Annotated in this window: 19 protein-coding genes; all 19 read right to left on the bottom strand. The window is 36.5% G+C overall.

Annotation, left to right across the window (positions count from 1 at the left end; translation table 11 throughout):
• Window positions 1-10: 10 nt before the first annotated feature.
• Window positions 11-691, bottom strand: coding sequence for a sugar transferase (locus MKX66_RS20960; protein ID WP_341087020.1), 681 nt, complete (start codon window positions 689-691; stop codon window positions 11-13).
• A gap of 19 nt (window positions 692-710) precedes the next feature.
• Window positions 711-1,592 carry a UTP--glucose-1-phosphate uridylyltransferase BpsC gene (bpsC, locus tag MKX66_RS20955; protein WP_341087018.1) on the bottom strand — a complete coding sequence of 294 codons (882 nt, stop codon included), beginning with the start codon at window positions 1,590-1,592 and terminating at the stop codon, window positions 711-713.
• 246 nt (window positions 1,593-1,838) lie between these two features.
• Window positions 1,839-2,606 carry a tyrosine-protein phosphatase gene (locus MKX66_RS20950; RefSeq protein ID WP_341087016.1) on the bottom strand — a complete coding sequence of 256 codons (768 nt, stop codon included), beginning with the start codon at window positions 2,604-2,606 and terminating at the stop codon, window positions 1,839-1,841.
• Between the two features lie 111 nt (window positions 2,607-2,717).
• Window positions 2,718-3,422, bottom strand: a complete 705-nt coding sequence (locus tag MKX66_RS20945; RefSeq protein ID WP_002130032.1) for a CpsD/CapB family tyrosine-protein kinase — start codon at window positions 3,420-3,422, stop codon at window positions 2,718-2,720.
• Window positions 3,412-4,155, bottom strand: a complete 744-nt coding sequence (locus MKX66_RS20940; RefSeq protein ID WP_219920926.1) for a YveK family protein — start codon at window positions 4,153-4,155, stop codon at window positions 3,412-3,414. Before MKX66_RS20940 ends, MKX66_RS20945 begins: the two co-directional genes overlap by 11 nt.
• A gap of 275 nt (window positions 4,156-4,430) precedes the next feature.
• On the bottom strand, window positions 4,431-5,108 hold the full coding sequence (locus tag MKX66_RS20935) for a CpsD/CapB family tyrosine-protein kinase (RefSeq protein ID WP_012262036.1): 678 nt from the start codon (window positions 5,106-5,108) through the stop codon (window positions 4,431-4,433).
• A 365-nt stretch (window positions 5,109-5,473) separates the two neighbouring features.
• Window positions 5,474-5,908 carry a 3-hydroxyacyl-ACP dehydratase FabZ gene (fabZ, locus tag MKX66_RS20930; protein ID WP_000931959.1) on the bottom strand — a complete coding sequence of 145 codons (435 nt, stop codon included), beginning with the start codon at window positions 5,906-5,908 and terminating at the stop codon, window positions 5,474-5,476.
• A 416-nt stretch (window positions 5,909-6,324) separates the two neighbouring features.
• A complete protein-coding gene (locus MKX66_RS20925) occupies window positions 6,325-7,326 on the bottom strand; it encodes a rod shape-determining protein (RefSeq protein ID WP_002130035.1) in 1,002 nt (333 codons plus the stop codon).
• Between the two features lie 161 nt (window positions 7,327-7,487).
• A complete protein-coding gene (gene spoIIID / locus MKX66_RS20920; RefSeq protein WP_002089714.1) occupies window positions 7,488-7,760 on the bottom strand; it encodes a sporulation transcriptional regulator SpoIIID in 273 nt (90 codons plus the stop codon).
• 309 nt (window positions 7,761-8,069) lie between these two features.
• Window positions 8,070-8,204: a hypothetical protein gene (locus tag MKX66_RS20915; protein ID WP_002016211.1), complete on the bottom strand. Its 135-nt coding sequence runs from the start codon at window positions 8,202-8,204 to the stop codon at window positions 8,070-8,072.
• A 141-nt stretch (window positions 8,205-8,345) separates the two neighbouring features.
• Window positions 8,346-9,329 (bottom strand): M23 family metallopeptidase, encoded by a 984-nt coding sequence (locus MKX66_RS20910; protein ID WP_002167338.1) that lies wholly within the window; start codon window positions 9,327-9,329, stop codon window positions 8,346-8,348.
• 161 nt (window positions 9,330-9,490) lie between these two features.
• A complete protein-coding gene (locus tag MKX66_RS20905; RefSeq protein ID WP_002130038.1) occupies window positions 9,491-10,198 on the bottom strand; it encodes an ABC transporter permease in 708 nt (235 codons plus the stop codon).
• Window positions 10,198-11,040 (bottom strand): ABC transporter ATP-binding protein, encoded by an 843-nt coding sequence (locus MKX66_RS20900; RefSeq protein ID WP_341087011.1) that lies wholly within the window; start codon window positions 11,038-11,040, stop codon window positions 10,198-10,200. The genes MKX66_RS20905 and MKX66_RS20900 overlap by 1 nt, the downstream gene beginning before the upstream one ends.
• 179 nt (window positions 11,041-11,219) lie before the next feature.
• A complete protein-coding gene (locus MKX66_RS20895) occupies window positions 11,220-12,227 on the bottom strand; it encodes a LytTR family transcriptional regulator DNA-binding domain-containing protein (protein ID WP_061673795.1) in 1,008 nt (335 codons plus the stop codon).
• A 102-nt stretch (window positions 12,228-12,329) separates the two neighbouring features.
• Window positions 12,330-13,349 (bottom strand): stage II sporulation protein D, encoded by a 1,020-nt coding sequence (gene spoIID, locus MKX66_RS20890; RefSeq protein ID WP_002130041.1) that lies wholly within the window; start codon window positions 13,347-13,349, stop codon window positions 12,330-12,332.
• A 253-nt stretch (window positions 13,350-13,602) separates the two neighbouring features.
• Window positions 13,603-14,907: a UDP-N-acetylglucosamine 1-carboxyvinyltransferase gene (gene murA, locus MKX66_RS20885; RefSeq protein ID WP_002068497.1), complete on the bottom strand. Its 1,305-nt coding sequence runs from the start codon at window positions 14,905-14,907 to the stop codon at window positions 13,603-13,605.
• Window positions 14,908-14,946: 39 nt separating this feature from the next.
• Window positions 14,947-15,651, bottom strand: coding sequence for a YwmB family TATA-box binding protein (locus tag MKX66_RS20880; RefSeq protein ID WP_002139032.1), 705 nt, complete (start codon window positions 15,649-15,651; stop codon window positions 14,947-14,949).
• A 51-nt stretch (window positions 15,652-15,702) separates the two neighbouring features.
• Window positions 15,703-15,939, bottom strand: a complete 237-nt coding sequence (locus MKX66_RS20875; protein ID WP_002016201.1) for a DUF1146 family protein — start codon at window positions 15,937-15,939, stop codon at window positions 15,703-15,705.
• Between the two features lie 208 nt (window positions 15,940-16,147).
• Window positions 16,148-17,662 carry an NADH-quinone oxidoreductase subunit NuoN gene (gene nuoN / locus MKX66_RS20870; RefSeq protein ID WP_002143854.1) on the bottom strand — a complete coding sequence of 505 codons (1,515 nt, stop codon included), beginning with the start codon at window positions 17,660-17,662 and terminating at the stop codon, window positions 16,148-16,150.
• Between the last annotated feature and the right edge of the window lie 2 nt (window positions 17,663-17,664).

The raw sequence follows: 17,664 nt of genomic DNA, 5'->3' as shown, positions 1-17,664 counted from the left end.
GAATTAGCTACTAAGATGCTCCATTAGACTTAACCATAATTCGAATCGTTTTAAAGATGATTTTCAAATCATAGAGTACGCTTCGTTTGTTTATATATTCTAAATCTAGTTCAACCATTTCTTTGAATCCAACACTATTTCTCTCCGTTACTTGCCAAAGCCCCGCACATCCTGGGATAACAAGTAAACGCTGCTTATCATACGCTGTATATTCCTTTACTTCCCTTGGAAGTGGTGGACGCGGCCCCACTAAACTCATTTCACCTTTTAACACATTCAATAACTGTGGTAACTCATCAATACTTGTTTTACGAATGAATTTACCGATTTTTGTAACACGAGGATCATCTTTCATTTTAAACATTGCACCAGATACTTCATTATGTTGTAATAAATCCTTCAACTTCTCTTCCGCATCAGTGACCATAGAACGGAATTTATACATACCAAATTCTTGTTCATTTTTCCCCACTCGGGTTTGCTTGAATAAGATTGGACCTTTTGGATCTTCTAACTTAATGAGTAGTGCAACGATAAGAAAAACAGGTGAAAGGAAAATAAGACCACATAATGCCCCTACTACATCCATTAAGCGTTTCATAAATAAATACAACCATTTTTGATTTACCTCTTCAGCAGCAAGTAATTCTTGTTTCTTTACAGTTTCCTCTGATACTTTCATTAAGGCCACTGCTATCCCACCTCACTTTTTATACATGTACATTTTCTTTTTGTACAAGTTCATTCATATAACTCATCAACTCTTCTTTCAGTTCTTCATTTTGAAGAGCCATCTCAATCGTAGTCTTAATAAACCCAAACTTCTCTCCAACATCATAACGAACTCCTTCAAAATCATAAGCAAACACTCGTTGAATTTCATTTAATCGTTGGATCGCATCTGTTAACTGAATCTCTCCACCAGCACCTGTTTGTTGGTTCTCAAGGAACATAAAAATTTCTGGTGTTAATACGTAACGTCCCATAATCGCTAAATTAGATGGTGCTGTACCTTCTGCTGGTTTTTCAACAAATTGACGCACTTGATAGCGACGATCATTTTGTTCAACTGGATCAATAATCCCATAACGATGTGTTTCATTTTCTGGTACTGTTTGAACACCAATTACAGATGATTGCGTTCCTTCATATTGATCCATTAATTGACGTAAACACGGTGTTTCTGCTTGTACAATATCATCACCAAGTAATACCGCAAATGGTTCATTTCCAATAAATTTACGTGCACACCATACCGCATGTCCAAGTCCCTGTGGCTCTTTCTGTCTTATGTAATGAATGTTAATTTTTGAAGAAGCTTGTACCTTTTCAAGTACTTCATGCTTTCCCTTTTCGAGTAAGTTTTGCTCTAGTTCGAAAGAGTGATCGAAATGGTCTTCAATCGCACGTTTTCCTTTTCCAGTTACTATAATAATATCTTCAATTCCTGATTCTATCGCTTCTTCTACTATGTATTGAATTGTTGGTTTATCGACGATAGGTAACATTTCTTTCGGCATTGCTTTCGTTGCTGGTAAAAACCTTGTCCCAAGACCAGCAGCGGGTATAATTGCTTTTCTTACTTTTTTCAAATCTAGTCCCCCCAAAAAAACATTGTTTTATCTATATGTAACAATAACAAAAACCCTACCTATAGAGTCATAGTTATAACTCCATAGGTAGAGTTTCTATTATAAATAAATTTATGGGCATCTAACCCATCCTCACGTCATACTCCCGACGACAAGCGTCTAAGGTAGGTTGAAATATAATTTCTACCCACAGCACAACCGAGTGCCCCCGTTGATAACGGTTAGGAGACATCACCAGTTCCTTATTTAGAAAATCCCGAACAATTTTTTACGACGAATTAGTTCTGGATCTTCTTTATAAATTGCTTTTCCGCTAATTAATAAATACGGATTTTCTTTTAAATCGCTCATAACATTCATTCCGAATTCTTTTCCGATTAATTCGTAGCTTTCCGCTAGATGAAATCCTCTTGATGTTGTGTTATGTGCATCTGATGCGATCATATGCGTTAAATTATGTTCAACGAGTTGTAGTGAGAATTTTTTTATCTTTTTGCCGAATTTTCCCAGCAAACTTCCTGCCGTCACTTGTGTTAATGCACCCTTACTTACAAGGTTATATAACTTATCTGGTCGCTCGATTAACTCAGCGTTACGTTCCGGATGAACGATAATTGGGATCATTCCTTTTACACGTAGTTCATATAATAGTTGTTCTGCATAACGAGGTACATGATTAGATGGAAACTCAATTAATATGTATTTATTCGTTTCGTTTAAAGTAACGATTTTACCAGCCCCATAGTCTTCAAGTAAGTCACCATATAATCTGACCTCTTGCCCTGGTAAAATTTTCAGTGGAATTTCATTTTGTTGTAGTTCATCATTTAGTTGTTTTACTTGATGAATAATTGAAGTACGTTCATTTGTATATTTCCCGTTTTGATGGTGTGGTGTTGCAACAATTGTATGAATACCCTCTTCAACTGCTTTTTGCGCCATTGCTAAACTATCTGTTACTGTTTGTGCACCGTCATCGATGCCAGGTAAAATGTGACAATGTAAATCAATCATTTGCTTCATCCTCCCTATCTCATATAAAAATCTTTTTTCCCTTGAATATGAGACATGTCTCATATTCAAGGGAAAAAAGGAGATATGTTCTTGCCATATCTCACTTTTTAATTAGTTTGCACCGTAGTAATAATATAAGCCTTGTTCACGTTCACGATCGTTTAGAACAACGCCTAACAATTTACCTTTTGCTGATTCTAACAATCCTTTTGCTTTTACCGCAGTTTCCTTTTCTGTCGATTCACTACGAACGACAAGAATAGATGCATCACATACATTCGCCATAATTTGCGCGTCTGTTACAGCTAGAATCGGCGGTAAATCAAAGATGACTAAATCGTACATGCTATATGCTTGCCCAAGAAGTTCTTTCATCGATTTCGAACCTAACAATTCCGCCGGATTTGGTGGGATTGGACCACACGCTAAAAAGTGTAAATTATCAACTAATGTCGTTTGTACACACTTCTCTAACCGTTCACTAAGTGATAATACATTCGTTAATCCGAAAATATTATCAACTTGGAACATTTGATGCATCGCTGGTTTACGCATATCTGCATCAATTAATAATACTTTCTTTCCTTGTTGAGCAAAAACAACTGCCATATTCGCTGTTGTCGTCGTTTTCCCTTCACTTGGGTTAGCAGACGTTACCATTAACGAATGTAAATTTGTATCAACAGATGCAAATTCGATATTCGTTCGAATATTACGATATTGTTCTGAAATTGGTGATTTCGGTTGTTGATGAGCAATTAATTGACGACGTTGACGATGATTTTGTTTCTTTTTAAATAAACTATTAAGAGCCAATTGTTTGTCCCCTCACTTTTCTTGATGATGGAGCGTGTGATTTCACGTTCAATGTTTCTTCATCCATACGAGCGACAATACCTAACACCGGCAAGCCAAGTAAGTTCTCTACATCTTCTTCCTTTTTCACTGTGTTATCTAAGTATTCTAGTAAGAATGCAAGACCAATTGAAGCCATTAAACCAACAATGAAAGCAATTGCTACATTTAACATTGGACGTGGCTTAATTGGAGATAGATTTTCTGCAACTTCTGCTTTTGATAATACTGTTACGTTATCAACACTCATAATTTTAGCAACTTCACCTTGAAACACTTCTGCAGTTGTATTAGCAATATCACGAGCTAGTTTTGGGTCTTTATCTTGCGCAGTTACCGCCACTACTTGTGAGTCTTTCTCATTAGCTACTTCAATTTTATTGTTTAGCTCTTGTACTGTTATATTTAAACCTAGCTTTTCTTTCACTTGATCTAAGATTACTGGACTTTTAATAATAACCTTATATGTATTCGTTAATTGAATATTCGTTTGTACCTCATTATACTGAATTGCTGCCCCTTCTTGTTTCTTCTGATTCACAAGAATTTGCGTTGAAGATTGGTAGATTGGTGTCATGAAGAAGAAGCTAATGATAGCACTTACAATAGCTGCACCAAAGGCGATTACGAGGATCATTGCTAAACGTTTTTTTAAAATATAAAATAACTCTTTTAAACTAATTGTTTCTTCCATAAGTCCCTCCAACTTTCTAAAATTTGCACATAAGAAAAATTATAACATATAATCTTACATTTTTTTATTTTAGTCATATCTATGTTCTTTTGTTATTTGAAAACATATATAATCTTACAAAATAATCTTAAATATGACAACACATTCCATCAATTTTACAAAATTCCTATTATATCTTTTTTTTCATATAACTCAATATACAATTTTAAAATAATTCAAAAAAACTGGTAACAACACTTACCAGTTTTAAGGATTACTATTTTACACATTATTTTCTAATAATATCCATATTGTTCTTGTTCTTCTTTTTTATCATTTAAAACGACGCCAAGTAGTTTTCCAGATGCTTTATCTAATATTTGTTTCGCCTTTATCAGTTTATCTTTTTCTGTTTTCTCACTACGAGCTACTAATACAACTCCATCGCATTTGTTTGCAAGTATTTGCGCGTCTGTAACCGCCAGCACAGGAGGCGTATCGATTAGAATGACGTCGAACATCTTATATGCCTCTAAAAGCATTTCGTCCATTTTACGGTATCCTAGTAGTTCTGCAGGGTTTGGCGGGATTGGGCCTGCTGGCATGACATATACATTATCTATATCTGTTTTTTGAATACATTGCATAAACGAAGCCTGTCCTGATAATAAATTTGTTAAACCATTTGGATTGTGAACCGCAAATAAGTTTTGTAATGTCGGCTTACGTAAGTCTGCCCCAATTAACAATACTTTTTTCCCTTGTTGACCGAAAACAACTGCTAGATTAGAAATAGTCGTTGTTTTCCCGTCTCCTGGATCTGCTGAAGTGACAATAATAGAACGAATATGGTTATCTACAGATGTAAATTCAATGTTCGTACGAATGTTACGGTATTGTTCTGTAATACGTGATTTAGGCTCTTTATGTGTAATTAATTGTCGTAATGGTTTTCTTTTCTTTCTTCCGAACATGTTCTAGTCTCCTTTTTCAAAATGCGACCTTTTCCCTTTTTCTCTTTTATGCTCGATATGCTACGCCTATTTTTCATTTACTTCTACCGTTAAATTTCCCCATTACTTTCCTCTACAGTTCATCATAACGAATCATAATAACCTTTGTCCTATCTTATAACCTCCATAATGTGACAACGGCATCTCTATCTTTATCGCGCTATCATTCATCTTGATTCCAAGATATTTATAGCGTCATTATATACAAACTCCCATTCATTTACAATTAAAATTCTGATTACTCTGCATTTTAATATTTCAAACAAAAAATATAGTAATTAAAAAAATCCTTCTGCATATTACAGAAGGATTTTTTTAATTACTATCTATTCTTTCTTATCACCAATTGCAAATGTAATTTCAGCTTCACACGCAACTTCACCATCTACTGTTGCGATTGCTTTTCCTTTTCCGATTGGTCCACGTACGCGTGTCATTTCTACTTCTAAACGAAGTTGATCACCTGGGCGTACTTGTTTTTTGAAGCGGCAGTTGTCGATGCCTGCGAAGAAAGCAAGTCTCCCGCGGTTTTCTTCTTTCTTTAATACAGCAACTGCCCCAACTTGTGCTAATGCTTCTACAATAAGTACACCAGGCATAACTGCATAATCTGGGAAGTGTCCATTAAAGAACTCCTCGTTTGCAGATACATTTTTAATTCCAACCGCTCTTTTCCCCTCATCCACTTCTAATATTTTATCAACAAGTAAAAATGGATAGCGGTGTGGAATGATTTCTTTAATTTGTTCTATATTTAGCATGTAACAATCGCCCCTTTTGTAATATTGGTCTTACCACTTGGACATATTGTTATTATCCCATTTTGTTTATTATTTGTCATTATAAAGTAACACTTTACTCTCTATTATAAAAAAATGCACACACTCTATTCCATTAAAATAGTTGCACTTCCCAGCAACTGACACGGAGGTAGAAAAGAGTGTATGCCCAAATTAGGGAAAGGCAATATGTATTTGAACATTTTTTGCCTTAATGTCGTATTCCGAATCATTATATTACATACGTTTTCAAATAAGAAAACATTAAATTTAACTGTATATACGGATATATCACCTCATTTCTTTATTTTCCTCTATTATTCTTCCGTTTTCGTAAAAAATTAGAATTAAAAAAATAAAAAAAAAGAACTAAGGTTTTCCCTTAGCTCTTTCTCACTTTATTTCAATGCACGACGTGGTAATTTATCAATATTCTCTAACATAATACCTGTACCAATAGCAACACATTGCATTGGGTTTTCAGCGATTAATACTGGTACCTTTAATTCTTCTGCTAGAAGCATGTCGATACCGTGTAATAAAGCTCCACCGCCTGTTAGAATAACACCGCGGTCGATAATGTCCGCAGATAGTTCTGGTGGTGTGCGCTCTAGTACGCCTTTTGCAGCTTGTACAATGATAGCTGCGTCTTCTTTTAGTGCTTCTGTAATCTCTTCAGAGCATACTGTAATTGTACGTGGTAAACCTGTTACCATGTCACGTCCGCGAATTTCAAGCTCTTCACTACGTGCACCTGGGAATACTGTACCAACTTTAATTTTAATATTTTCTGAAGTACGTTCTCCAATTAATAGCTTATACTTACGTTTAACGTAGTTTAAGATTTCCATATCAAACTTATCGCCAGCCATTTTGATAGAGGAAGAGGTAACAATATCACCCATAGAAAGTACGGCAATATCTGTTGTACCTCCACCAATATCAACAACCATGTTTCCGCTTGGCTGGAAGATTTCCATACCAGCACCAACTGCGGCTACTTTTGGTTCTTCTTCTAAAAATACTGTTTTACCACCTGAACGTTCAGCAGCCTCACGAATTGCTTTTTGTTCTACAGATGTGATATTTGTTGGACAGCAAATTAAAATGCGAGGTTTTGAAAAGAAGCTCTTCACGTCCAATTTGTTAATGAAATACTTTAACATTGCTTCTGTAATTTCGAAATCTGCGATTACACCATCTTTAAGCGGACGAATTGCTACAATATTACCAGGTGTACGTCCCACCATACTTCTTGCTTCTTCACCTACTGCTAATACTTTTCCACTATTACGATCAATTGCCACAACAGATGGCTCATTTAATACAATACCCTTACCTTTAACATGAATTAATACGTTAGCCGTACCTAGGTCAATTCCGATATCTCGCGCAAACATTCCCGTCATTTCCTCCTCGATATTCAAAATCAGGTTACACCCGAATTCTTTTACACCTAATTTCTGATTTTATCATAAATTTAACAGAAACGTAATATTCGCAAAAAGAATTCTTCTGAAAAATATTACCGAATTCACAAGGAATGTTTGCTATTTTAGATTTATTGGCGCACAGGGTTTTCTGTATCTTCTTTTCGGTACTTTTGCTTTGTTGCTTCTCCACCTCTTAGATGACGAATAGACTTATGATAATCAAGAATTTCTTTCACTTCATTTGCGAGCTCTGGATTAATTTCTGGCAAACGTTCTGTTAAATCTTTATGGACTGTACTCTTTGATACCCCAAATTCCTTTGCGATTACACGCACTGTCTTTCTTGTCTCCACGATATACTTGCCAATCTTGATAGTTCTCTCTTTGATGTAATCGTGCACACCACTCGCCTCCCTAAATTGGATGTGAGAAGTGTGAAATGAGACTCGCTGCATACGACTATGAAGTAAATGTGAGTGCTGTTTGTAAGCGTTAAACATTCTTGGATTTATAATGAAATGATTCACGATTTCTCACCTCAAACACTCTCTTTGCATTGGTTTATACCATTGTATTGCCCGCACTACTGATATATGCTACATGTTCACTATTTTTGCGGACTAAGTTAAGAAAAATTACGTTTTTTTGTGAGAAATACGTTAACGATGACAATTATGGCGAAAAAAAGTGACACCTCTTTATAAAAGGTGTCACTCTTCTCTTTCATATTCTTCTTCTAACAACTGATGGTGGGGGACTTCTTTCTTACCGGCAATATAATAATATAAAGCGAATAAAACAAACAATAAAATGATAGCAATCGACAGAACAGATAAAAATGACACAGTATCCCCTCCCTTTTGTAATATATATTCGAGAATCTCGTCATTTTTCCTTGTTATTGCAACTTTTTTCTCGAAATTGATTATTTTTATATGAAAATAAAAAAATCAGCTCTCCTAATGAGAACTGATTTTTTCACTTTATTATTCTTGTGAAGAAGAACCGTTAGATGATTCTGTAGAACCATTCGTTGATTTTTCTTCTTTTTGAGATTTGTCATCTTGTTTGCCGTTCGTCTCTTTATCACTAGTCGAACCACTTGTTGATTTCTCTTCTTTTTGAGATTTCTCATCTTGTTTGCCGTTCGTCTCTTTATCACTAGTCGAGCCGCTTGTTGATTTCTCTTCTTTTTGAGACTTATCTTCTGGTTTCGTGCTTGTCGACTTTTCTTCTTTTTGAGATTTGTCATCAGCTTTTTTACCAGAAGCATTTGTCGCCTTTGCAGCACCTGCATCAGCTTTAATTTCTGCTACTGATTTATTTAAATAACGCTCAGGGTTCACAGCCACATTGTCTTTACGTACTTCAAAGTGAACGTAAGAACCTGCATCTTTATTCATTGCATTTAGACCTGATTTTCCTAACACTTCACCTTGCGCGACTCTTGCACCTTTTTCTACTTTCACACTGCCTAAGCTTTGATAAGATGCTGCTACACCATTTCCACTATCTACTGTTACAACATAACCAAGAAGTGAATCTTTTTCAGCTTTCGTTACTGTACCACTTAAAGCAGCTGTAACATCAAATTCTTTTCCGTTTTTCGCAGCAATGTCAATTCCTTTATTCGGGGAATATGTGTTGTTATAAAAGACAAGTGCTTTTTCTTGTTCCGCCTCTGATGCTGCATCTTCATAGAATTTCTTCTGTACTACTACTTCTGCATTTGCTGCAGTTGGCATTTTCACTACTTCTGAAGATTTTGTTACTGGTACTGCCGGATCTTCCGTTTGTGTATACGGTGTTGCTTGATCTTGGTTCGGAGCTTTCTTTGGATTAGCTCCCTGGAACCATAGCGCAACCATTAAGATTACCGCTGCACAAGCAATGTATAGTGCCGGAAACACCCATCTTTTTTGAAATAAATGTACTACTTTTTGCGACTTTTTACTATTTCTTCCTCGCATTCCATCATCACCTCAGCAATCATTTTGAACAATATTCACTCATCCTATACAACCTATAACTAATTACTTTTCGACAAAATCTGTAAAAATATGTATAGGAATTGCAAAATTTCCGAGGAAATGATAGAAAAAGGAAAAAACTGAGCGTTTCAGCTCAGTTTTTAGTCCATTTGTTTCTTTCTATAAATGAAGAGTGTAATAACAAGTACTGCGACTAACCAAATCGTTATGTTCAATAAGTTACTAGTAATTGCACTAAAACCTTCACCTTTTATAACACTACTAACTGCAAGACCGATATGACGAGTTGGCAAATAATCGACTATTTTTGTAACGACTTCATTCTTCACAAACATTCCAATTAAATCACCGAAAAGGAATGTCATTAATATTGGTAATCCAATTGTTGATGTTTGCGGTACATTTTGAGCTAATAATCCAATACAAGTACCAATGAGATTAAATATTAGCATTCCAAGAACAAAGATGAGTAATAATAATGCAAAATTACCTTCTAATTTACCTAAAATAAGTAGATTAATAAAACAGATTGCAACTGTAATCATACCTGTTAATGAACTTTTACCAATTAATACTTCAATTGATGATGCTGGTGATAGCATAAGAACACGAAGCGTATTTTTTTCCTTTTCTTCAGCGATGAGCATTGCCTGTACAAAGCCTCCGACCATAACTAACGCCATCGCAGTTAACGTACTTGCTCCAACTTCTCTCATATTGTCTGAGCGACTAAATAATACCGAAAAGACAAGTGGCATTACCAACATAATTAAAGTTTGTGAATTCGTTTTAAAATCCTGTACCTCTTTCCGAAAAATAGCTGAAAATCGTCTCATTGAAAATGTCATTATAATCCCCTCCCAGTAACTTCAATAAAGATATCGCCTAGCGTTGGTTCGTGTGAATGAATGGATAGTAATTCACCTTTTTTCATCCATTCTGAGATACGTTTTGCACCTAATTCGTCTTTTTGCACTACTTCTTTTTGCTTATCTTTTAATACAACTTGTATTTGATCTTTCGCGTATTTTAATCGCAAGTTTTCTGGTGTATCAAGCGCTACAATTTCTCCGCCGCATAGAAAGGCGATGCGGTTACAAAGTGTTTCTGCTTCGTCCATATTGTGAGTCGTTAAGAAAATCGTCGTTCCCTCTTTATTTAAGTCTTTTAAGATTTTATGAATGTTTTGTACGTTTACTGGATCAAGTGCAGATGTTGGTTCGTCTAAGAAGAGGATATCTGGTTTATGAAGGATTGCTCTCGCTAATGTGACGCGCTGCTTCATTCCTTTTGATAATTTTTTCACTTGTGTTTTTTTATCATCCAATAAGTTCACTTGTGCTAGCACTTCATCGATTCGTTCTTTTTTACAATCGTATAAGTCACAAAATAGTAGTAAGTTATCATAGATGCTAAGTCTTTCGTATAGGCCGCTGTTGTCTGTTAAAATACCAATTCGCTTGTAATCGATACTACTTGGACCTGTAATGTCTTTACCTAACACTCTTACAGTTCCAACGCTATGAAGCAATTGAGAAGTTAAAATCTTTACTGTTGTTGTTTTCCCAGATCCACTCGGTCCGAGGAATCCAAAGATTTCTCCTTGCTTCACCTCAATATTTACATTTCGAAGGGCCGTTTTTCCATCGAAACTTTTCATTACATCTTTCATTTCAATTGCCAATGTCATTTCGTCATCCCCTTTGTTTTTCTTTTTATAGATGAAAGTCGCTTTAGCGCTTTTCGTTTGTTTGTTTCGCTTTTCTTGACTCAATCATATGAAAAACAAAGGGTAGGCGCAGTAAAATACCGGTAAAAGGAGTATTTTTACCGGTGAATGAATCGTATTTTGAGCTTATTGGAGCATTTTTATAGCCCAATTACACCTTTTAACTCATCCATTCGTCCTTTTGAAAGCGGGATTGAACTTTTTCTTTCGTCATCCAAAATTAAACTAAAGCTATTACGTGTCCACGTAATGACTTCTCGTACTCTTTGTAAATTAACGAGGTACGAGCGATGACATCTAAAGAATCCGAATCCTGTTAATCTCGTTTCTAGTTCACTTAATGTTAATGCGCATACGAAGTCACCTTCGCGCACATGAATATGTGTCACTCCATTTTGTGTTTCAATGAAATGGATCTCCATCGGATCCAGTAAAATGATTTTATCGTTCACTTTCGCTGGAATTCTTTCAAGTTTCATTTGCGGAATCATTTGAATGACCTTTTCTTCGTCAACTTCTTTCACTTCTTCTTGCTCAATTTCTACCTTTTTCACACCATTGTTATTTAATATGTATACATCTTCTGTTAGCGAGAGCGCATCTGATAAAAAAGATGACGTAATAAAAATCGCCTTTCCTTGCTCTTTCATTTTCATAATCGCTTTTCGAATAATGATCGTACTCTCTGTATCGACATTTTGCTCTGGCTCTTCTAAAATAACTAAATCCGGATTATGAATCATAACTCGCCCAAGATGAAGACGGCGTTTCTCTGAAAATGACAATTTTTCTATTTTAACGTTCAACTTATCTAGGAGACCGACATATTGTACTGCTTCTTCCATACTCATGTTAGATTCATAAAGCCCTAATATAAACTTAAAGTACTCCCTCACCTTCAAACGATCGTATGCTTCATCTTTCAAAAAACAAAAGCCGATGCGGGAATAATTCTTCTTTCCAATCGCTGTGCCTTCAAATAGTACATTGCCAGTTGAAGCTTCTTCTTCACCGATAATGATGCGGTGCAACACTTTAGCTGTATGGTTATTACACTGCAAAACAACACATTGTCCCTTCTCAACCTCTAGCTCAATTGCCGGTAACTGGTTCGTCTTCCCTAACTGTTTCAACTCCAATAACGCCATTCTGTCTCCCCCAAATATTTTTCTCTAATTATACCAAACATTTAATGGAAAATTATGATATTTTAAACAAAAAAGAAGTAGGTATCAGGAAACCCCTGACACCTACTTCTTCACCATCAATTTTCCTTCATAATCATTCATCGTCTTTATTTCAATGCCTTTATAGTAATGAGCGACTATCTCTGTATATTTCTTGCCTTCCGCTGCCATACCATTCGCACCGTACTGGCTCATACCGACGCCGTGACCGAATCCTTTCGTTGTAACGGTGATGTTATCCCCTTCTTGTTTCCACGTAAAGTCTGAGGAGCGTAAATCTAACTTTTCACGAACTTGTTTTCCTGTTAATGTTTTCCCTTGGAACTCTACATCCTTTACTCGCTTTCCTTCCGTAAGGTCTTTAATATTACCAACCTTTCCGTTTGCTAGTACTTTCACACCGAGACGTTTTTGAAAATCAGCTACTGTGAATTTTTGCTCACTCGTAAATTTTGGAGAAGCTTGATCCCACGGACTATCTACACTTTTCAAGTACGGATAATCATTTCCCCAATAATCAGCTGCATTTTCTGTTCGTCCGTTACTCGTTGAGAAGAAGGATGCTGAAATTGGTTTTCCATCATACGTTAAAACTTGTCCTGCGGTTTGCGAAACGGCTTCCTCAATTTTCTTTAAATTATTTTCGTAGTTATTACCCCATTGTTTCTTCAATTCCTCTTTGCTTTTGTACACTTGATCTTTCACTGTATCTATCACATCCGCATTGTTTTTCTTACCACCGCTTAGCATACGCTGCACTACAAATGTTCTTGCTGCTAATGCCTGCGCCTTTAGCGCCTCTATTTCAAAGCTGGCATTCATCTCAGAAGCTACTACACCGGCCACATACTCCTCCATAGGTAATGTTTCTACCTTCTTCTGCTGATCACGATATACAGCAACTTGAACGGCTGTATCCACTTTCCCTGGAGCTGGTATACTTTCTATCGCTGGAGGAGTTTTAGAAGCTGCTTCTTCCCCTACTTTTGCTTTCGCAAACGGAATAACAAGAGCAGCAGGTACAATGATAACGAGCGCTATTAAGAGCGCTACTGTAATGAAAAGTGGCTTTGAAAATTTCATCCTATTCCCCCAATATAAAGTTGGATTCCTTTCATTCTTATGGAACTACGGGATTTTTTAGAACATACTTGGGGATATCGATATAAAGTGAAACTATAATCAGTGGGGTTTTACTGACCGCAAATAGTGGAATAAAACAAAAATTTTCTAAATATTTTCACTGAGACGTGCATAAGTATGGAATTTATTGACTATAACAGTAATAACCCAAAAAAAATAGCCCCTATGTCAAAAGACATAGAGACTACTTCAATTAAGCGTGAAGATCAGAAACTTCTTGTTCTTTCACTTCTTCTACTTTTTCGTTTACACGTTCAATAGTTGCACCTAATGCAGCTAATTTCTTATGGAAATCTACATAACCACGGTCAAGATGTTTTAACTCTGTTACACGAGTATAACCTTCTGATACTAAACCAGCTAAGATTAATGCTGCTGCAGCACGTAAATCAGTTGCGCCAACTTCAGCTCCTTGCAAGCTACTTGGACCGTTCATAATTACAGAACGACCTTCGATTTTAATATCAGCATTCATACGACGGAATTCTTCAACGTGCATAAAGCGGTTTTCGAATACCGTTTCTGTAATCATACTTGTTCCATCAGCATGTAGTAATAATGCCATCATTTGTGATTGCATGTCTGTTGGGAAACCTGGATGAGGCATAGTTTTAATATCAACCGCTTTTAACTTATCTGGGCCGATAACACGTACACCTTCATTTTCCTCAATAATTTTAACACCCATTTCTTCCATTTTCGCTGTAATTGAGCGTAAATGTTCAGGCACAGCATTTTCAATTAAGATGTCTCCACCTGTAATTGCTGCTGCAACCATGAATGTTCCTGCTTCAATACGGTCAGGAATAATAGGGTGGTTTGCACCATATAATTTTTCAACGCCTTCAATACGAATCGTTCCAGTTCCAGCTCCGCGTACTTTCGCTCCCATTGCATTTAAGAAGTTAGCTAAGTCAACGATTTCTGGCTCTTTCGCTGCGTTTTCAAGGACTGTTGTCCCTTTTGCTAATGTAGCTGCAGACATAATGTTTTCTGTCGCGCCTACGCTTGGGAAGTCTAAATAAATTTTAGCTCCTTTTAGTTCGCCCTCTACGTGTGCCTCAACAAATCCGTTACCAACTTTTACTTTCGCTCCCATTGCTTCGAAGCCTTTTAAATGTTGGTCAATTGGACGTGAACCAATTGCACATCCACCAGGAAGTGCAATACGAGCACGACCGTTACGTGCTAATAATGGTCCCATTACTTGAACAGATGCACGCATCTTACGTACATACTCAAATGGTGCCTCAATGTTTAATTCTTTAGAAGAATCGATTGTTACTTGGTTATTTTCAAATACGACTTCAGCATTTAAATGACGTAATACCTCGTTAATTGTGTATACATCAGATAATACTGGTACTTCAGATAGTACATTCTTTCCGTCACTCGCTAATAGGGCTGCAGCGATTATAGGTAATACAGCATTTTTTGCGCCCTCAACACGCACTGTGCCGCTTAACCGCTTTCCGCCACGGACGATGATCTTTTCCAAATTATTCCCCTCCGTGTCCTTTTTTCAGTATCTATTCACTCAATACTCAGAAGTTATGATCGGTGTGCCAACCACAATTGTATCTTTGTTGTTTGTAGAACGTATTGCTATTTGCACATTTATTTTCTCTCTATTTGTTGAAAGAGCGTCATTCCACTTTTTATTATATGCGGAGACTGATACAAATGCTCTTTCTTCTATCTGTTCGATCGCTCTTGCTGAAAGATCTTTCAAAACCTGATTGGTTTTATTTTGCAAAACACCTTCAATCTTATCATTCAGTACACCTTGAACACAAGTGTAAATTATAGGTTTTTCACTAAAAATTTTATCCATGTTCTGAACGTACTTCGGGTCCCATTTCGCCCCGCTCACTTCAAAAATAATAAAAGTGTTTTCTTTAGTATTTTCCTTACTCCAAGTTACTACTATTCGTTCTTCATGTGAAGAAGATTTTTTATAGGATGTAGCCTTATATCCATCTGGAGATTGTTCTAATTCCCAACTTTCGATGTTTGCCTCTTCCTTCACATCGTTTAACAATTTTTGAAACGTATGTATATTAGAAATTGTTTTCGTTTCTCGCGCTAACCATGACCACCGCTCTACTTTTGCATCGTTCTTCTCTAAAGCTGCAATCATGCTCTCCATTTTCTGTTCGTCGCTTATAGGTTTCATCTCTTTATATCCAACCAAAAATAAAACAACACTTACGATAACGATAAGAATGGCTTTAAACTTCAATTTCATCCCCTCCTATCCCCATTGTTAACGGAGATATGAGGTTCTATACACTTACTTTACTAAATACGTTAAACTCTTTGAATAGCCTAAATAATCAAGGAAAAAGTTACTTACAGATGTCCCAATTGCAATTGTAATTAGGATAAGTAATACTCTCGTCTGCATCACTTTTCCAGACTTCATTAAGCGCTCAATGTGAATACCTTGTAAGGCCCACCACGTAATGGTAATAAACAATAAATGCGAAACAATGGCAATCAGTGCTTGTTGCCCTAAAAGATGTGCCAAAAAATCGACCCCTTTTTTTGCTTGGCTACTACTTACGCAAAATGTAAAAAACGATACCATAAATAAGTAGGAGCCACACTTTTTCAAACGCAAATAAGCATCTTACATCGTAATTTTCTCTCGGAAAACATATACCTATAGACGTTTTCATTTGCTGTTACTCCAAAATAAAAAGCGTAGAGTACGGACTCTACACCTTTTATTTCCACTATTGTACCACGTTCCCCAAGAAGAAGAAATCCTTCATTAATGGAAAATGTTCATAAAAGAAATTGTAACCAATCATCGGCATAATCCCTAGTATTACAATTGAAATTGCGCAAAGACTCATGACAATCTTTATATTTAACGGTAATCGGAGCTTTTCTTCTGTCTCTCCCTTGCGGAAAAACATTTGCTGTAATATTCGGAAATAATATATGAATGAAATAACCGTCGTCCCCATCATAATAGAAGCTAATACGTAATGAGCAGGTTCAACATGAAGTGCCCCTAAAAAAATGTTAATTTTTCCGATGAAACCTGCTGTCCCCGGTATTCCAGCTAACGATAAAATAAAGACCGTCATCACTATAGCTGTAAAGGGGGATCGCTTATATAACCCTGTAAAAATCGTCATGTTTTCCTTATCGTTTTGTAAGATTAATCCGTGGATGATTGCAAATGCTCCTATATTCATAAGCATATATGCAAGCATATAAAACCACATACTATCCATCGTAAACTGCGATAGCGCTACAAGAGGGACTAGCAAATACCCAGCATGCGCGATACCTGAATAGGCAAATAGACGTTTTACGTTGTATTGCTTTAATGCTACTACGTTCCCAACAATCATCGTAATACTAGCTAGTACCGCAATGTATATACTCATACGCCCGTACAAAGATTGTGCGTCTCCTTGGATTGCCACACCTGCAAACACCATAAGAAACAAACGCGTAATAAGTAGAAAACCAGCAATTTTAGAAATCGTTCCGAGAAAAGCAGTGACAGGTGTAGCCGCTCCCTCATACACATCTGGTGCCCACATATGAAATGGCACTGTTGCAATTTTGAATGAGAGTCCAACGAGCAAAAGTAGAAATGCGAGGGCTAACAATAACTGAATGCCCCCGGCCAATCCTTGCGTAAATGCCTTTTGCATTTCCACTATGTTGGTTGACCCTGTAATACCGTATAAATAGCTCATTCCAAAGAGTGTAATTGCTGTTCCAATTCCTCCGTTAATGACATATTTCATTGCAGCCTCATTCGATGCACGGTTTCTTTTTCTGATTCCTACTAAAATATAGGAAGAAAGCGAAAGCAACTCTAAACCAACGAACAATGTGATGAAATCAACGCTAGAAGCCATGAACATCGCTCCAAGAAGCGCCATTAAAAACAAATAATAATATTCTCCTTTATCTTGAATAGGCTCCTTCTTGTCATCGCTTATTGCCATACATAAAACGAGAGCTGCTCCGCCTAATAACAACGTTTTAAATCCTTTTGAAAATCCATCTAGTACAAACGATCCATTTAAAATATCTCCTGCCGGTTCGCTATATAGCGTCATTAATGACACTATCGCTAACAAGGCAGCGGCAATTGCACCAATCGCAACGTACCTATGGTTCAGCTTAAAAAACAAATCACATATGGAAAGAAGGATGGCTGCCCCGAGAATAATGAATTCTGGTACCATGAGATGCCATGATAAGCTAAGTAACGTGTTCATAT

It is taken from the genome of Bacillus sp. FSL R9-9530 (assembly GCF_038008145.1).
Classification (GTDB): Bacteria; Bacillota; Bacilli; order Bacillales; family Bacillaceae_G; genus Bacillus_A; species Bacillus_A mycoides.
This window is presented reverse-complemented; position numbering and strand designations above follow the sequence as displayed.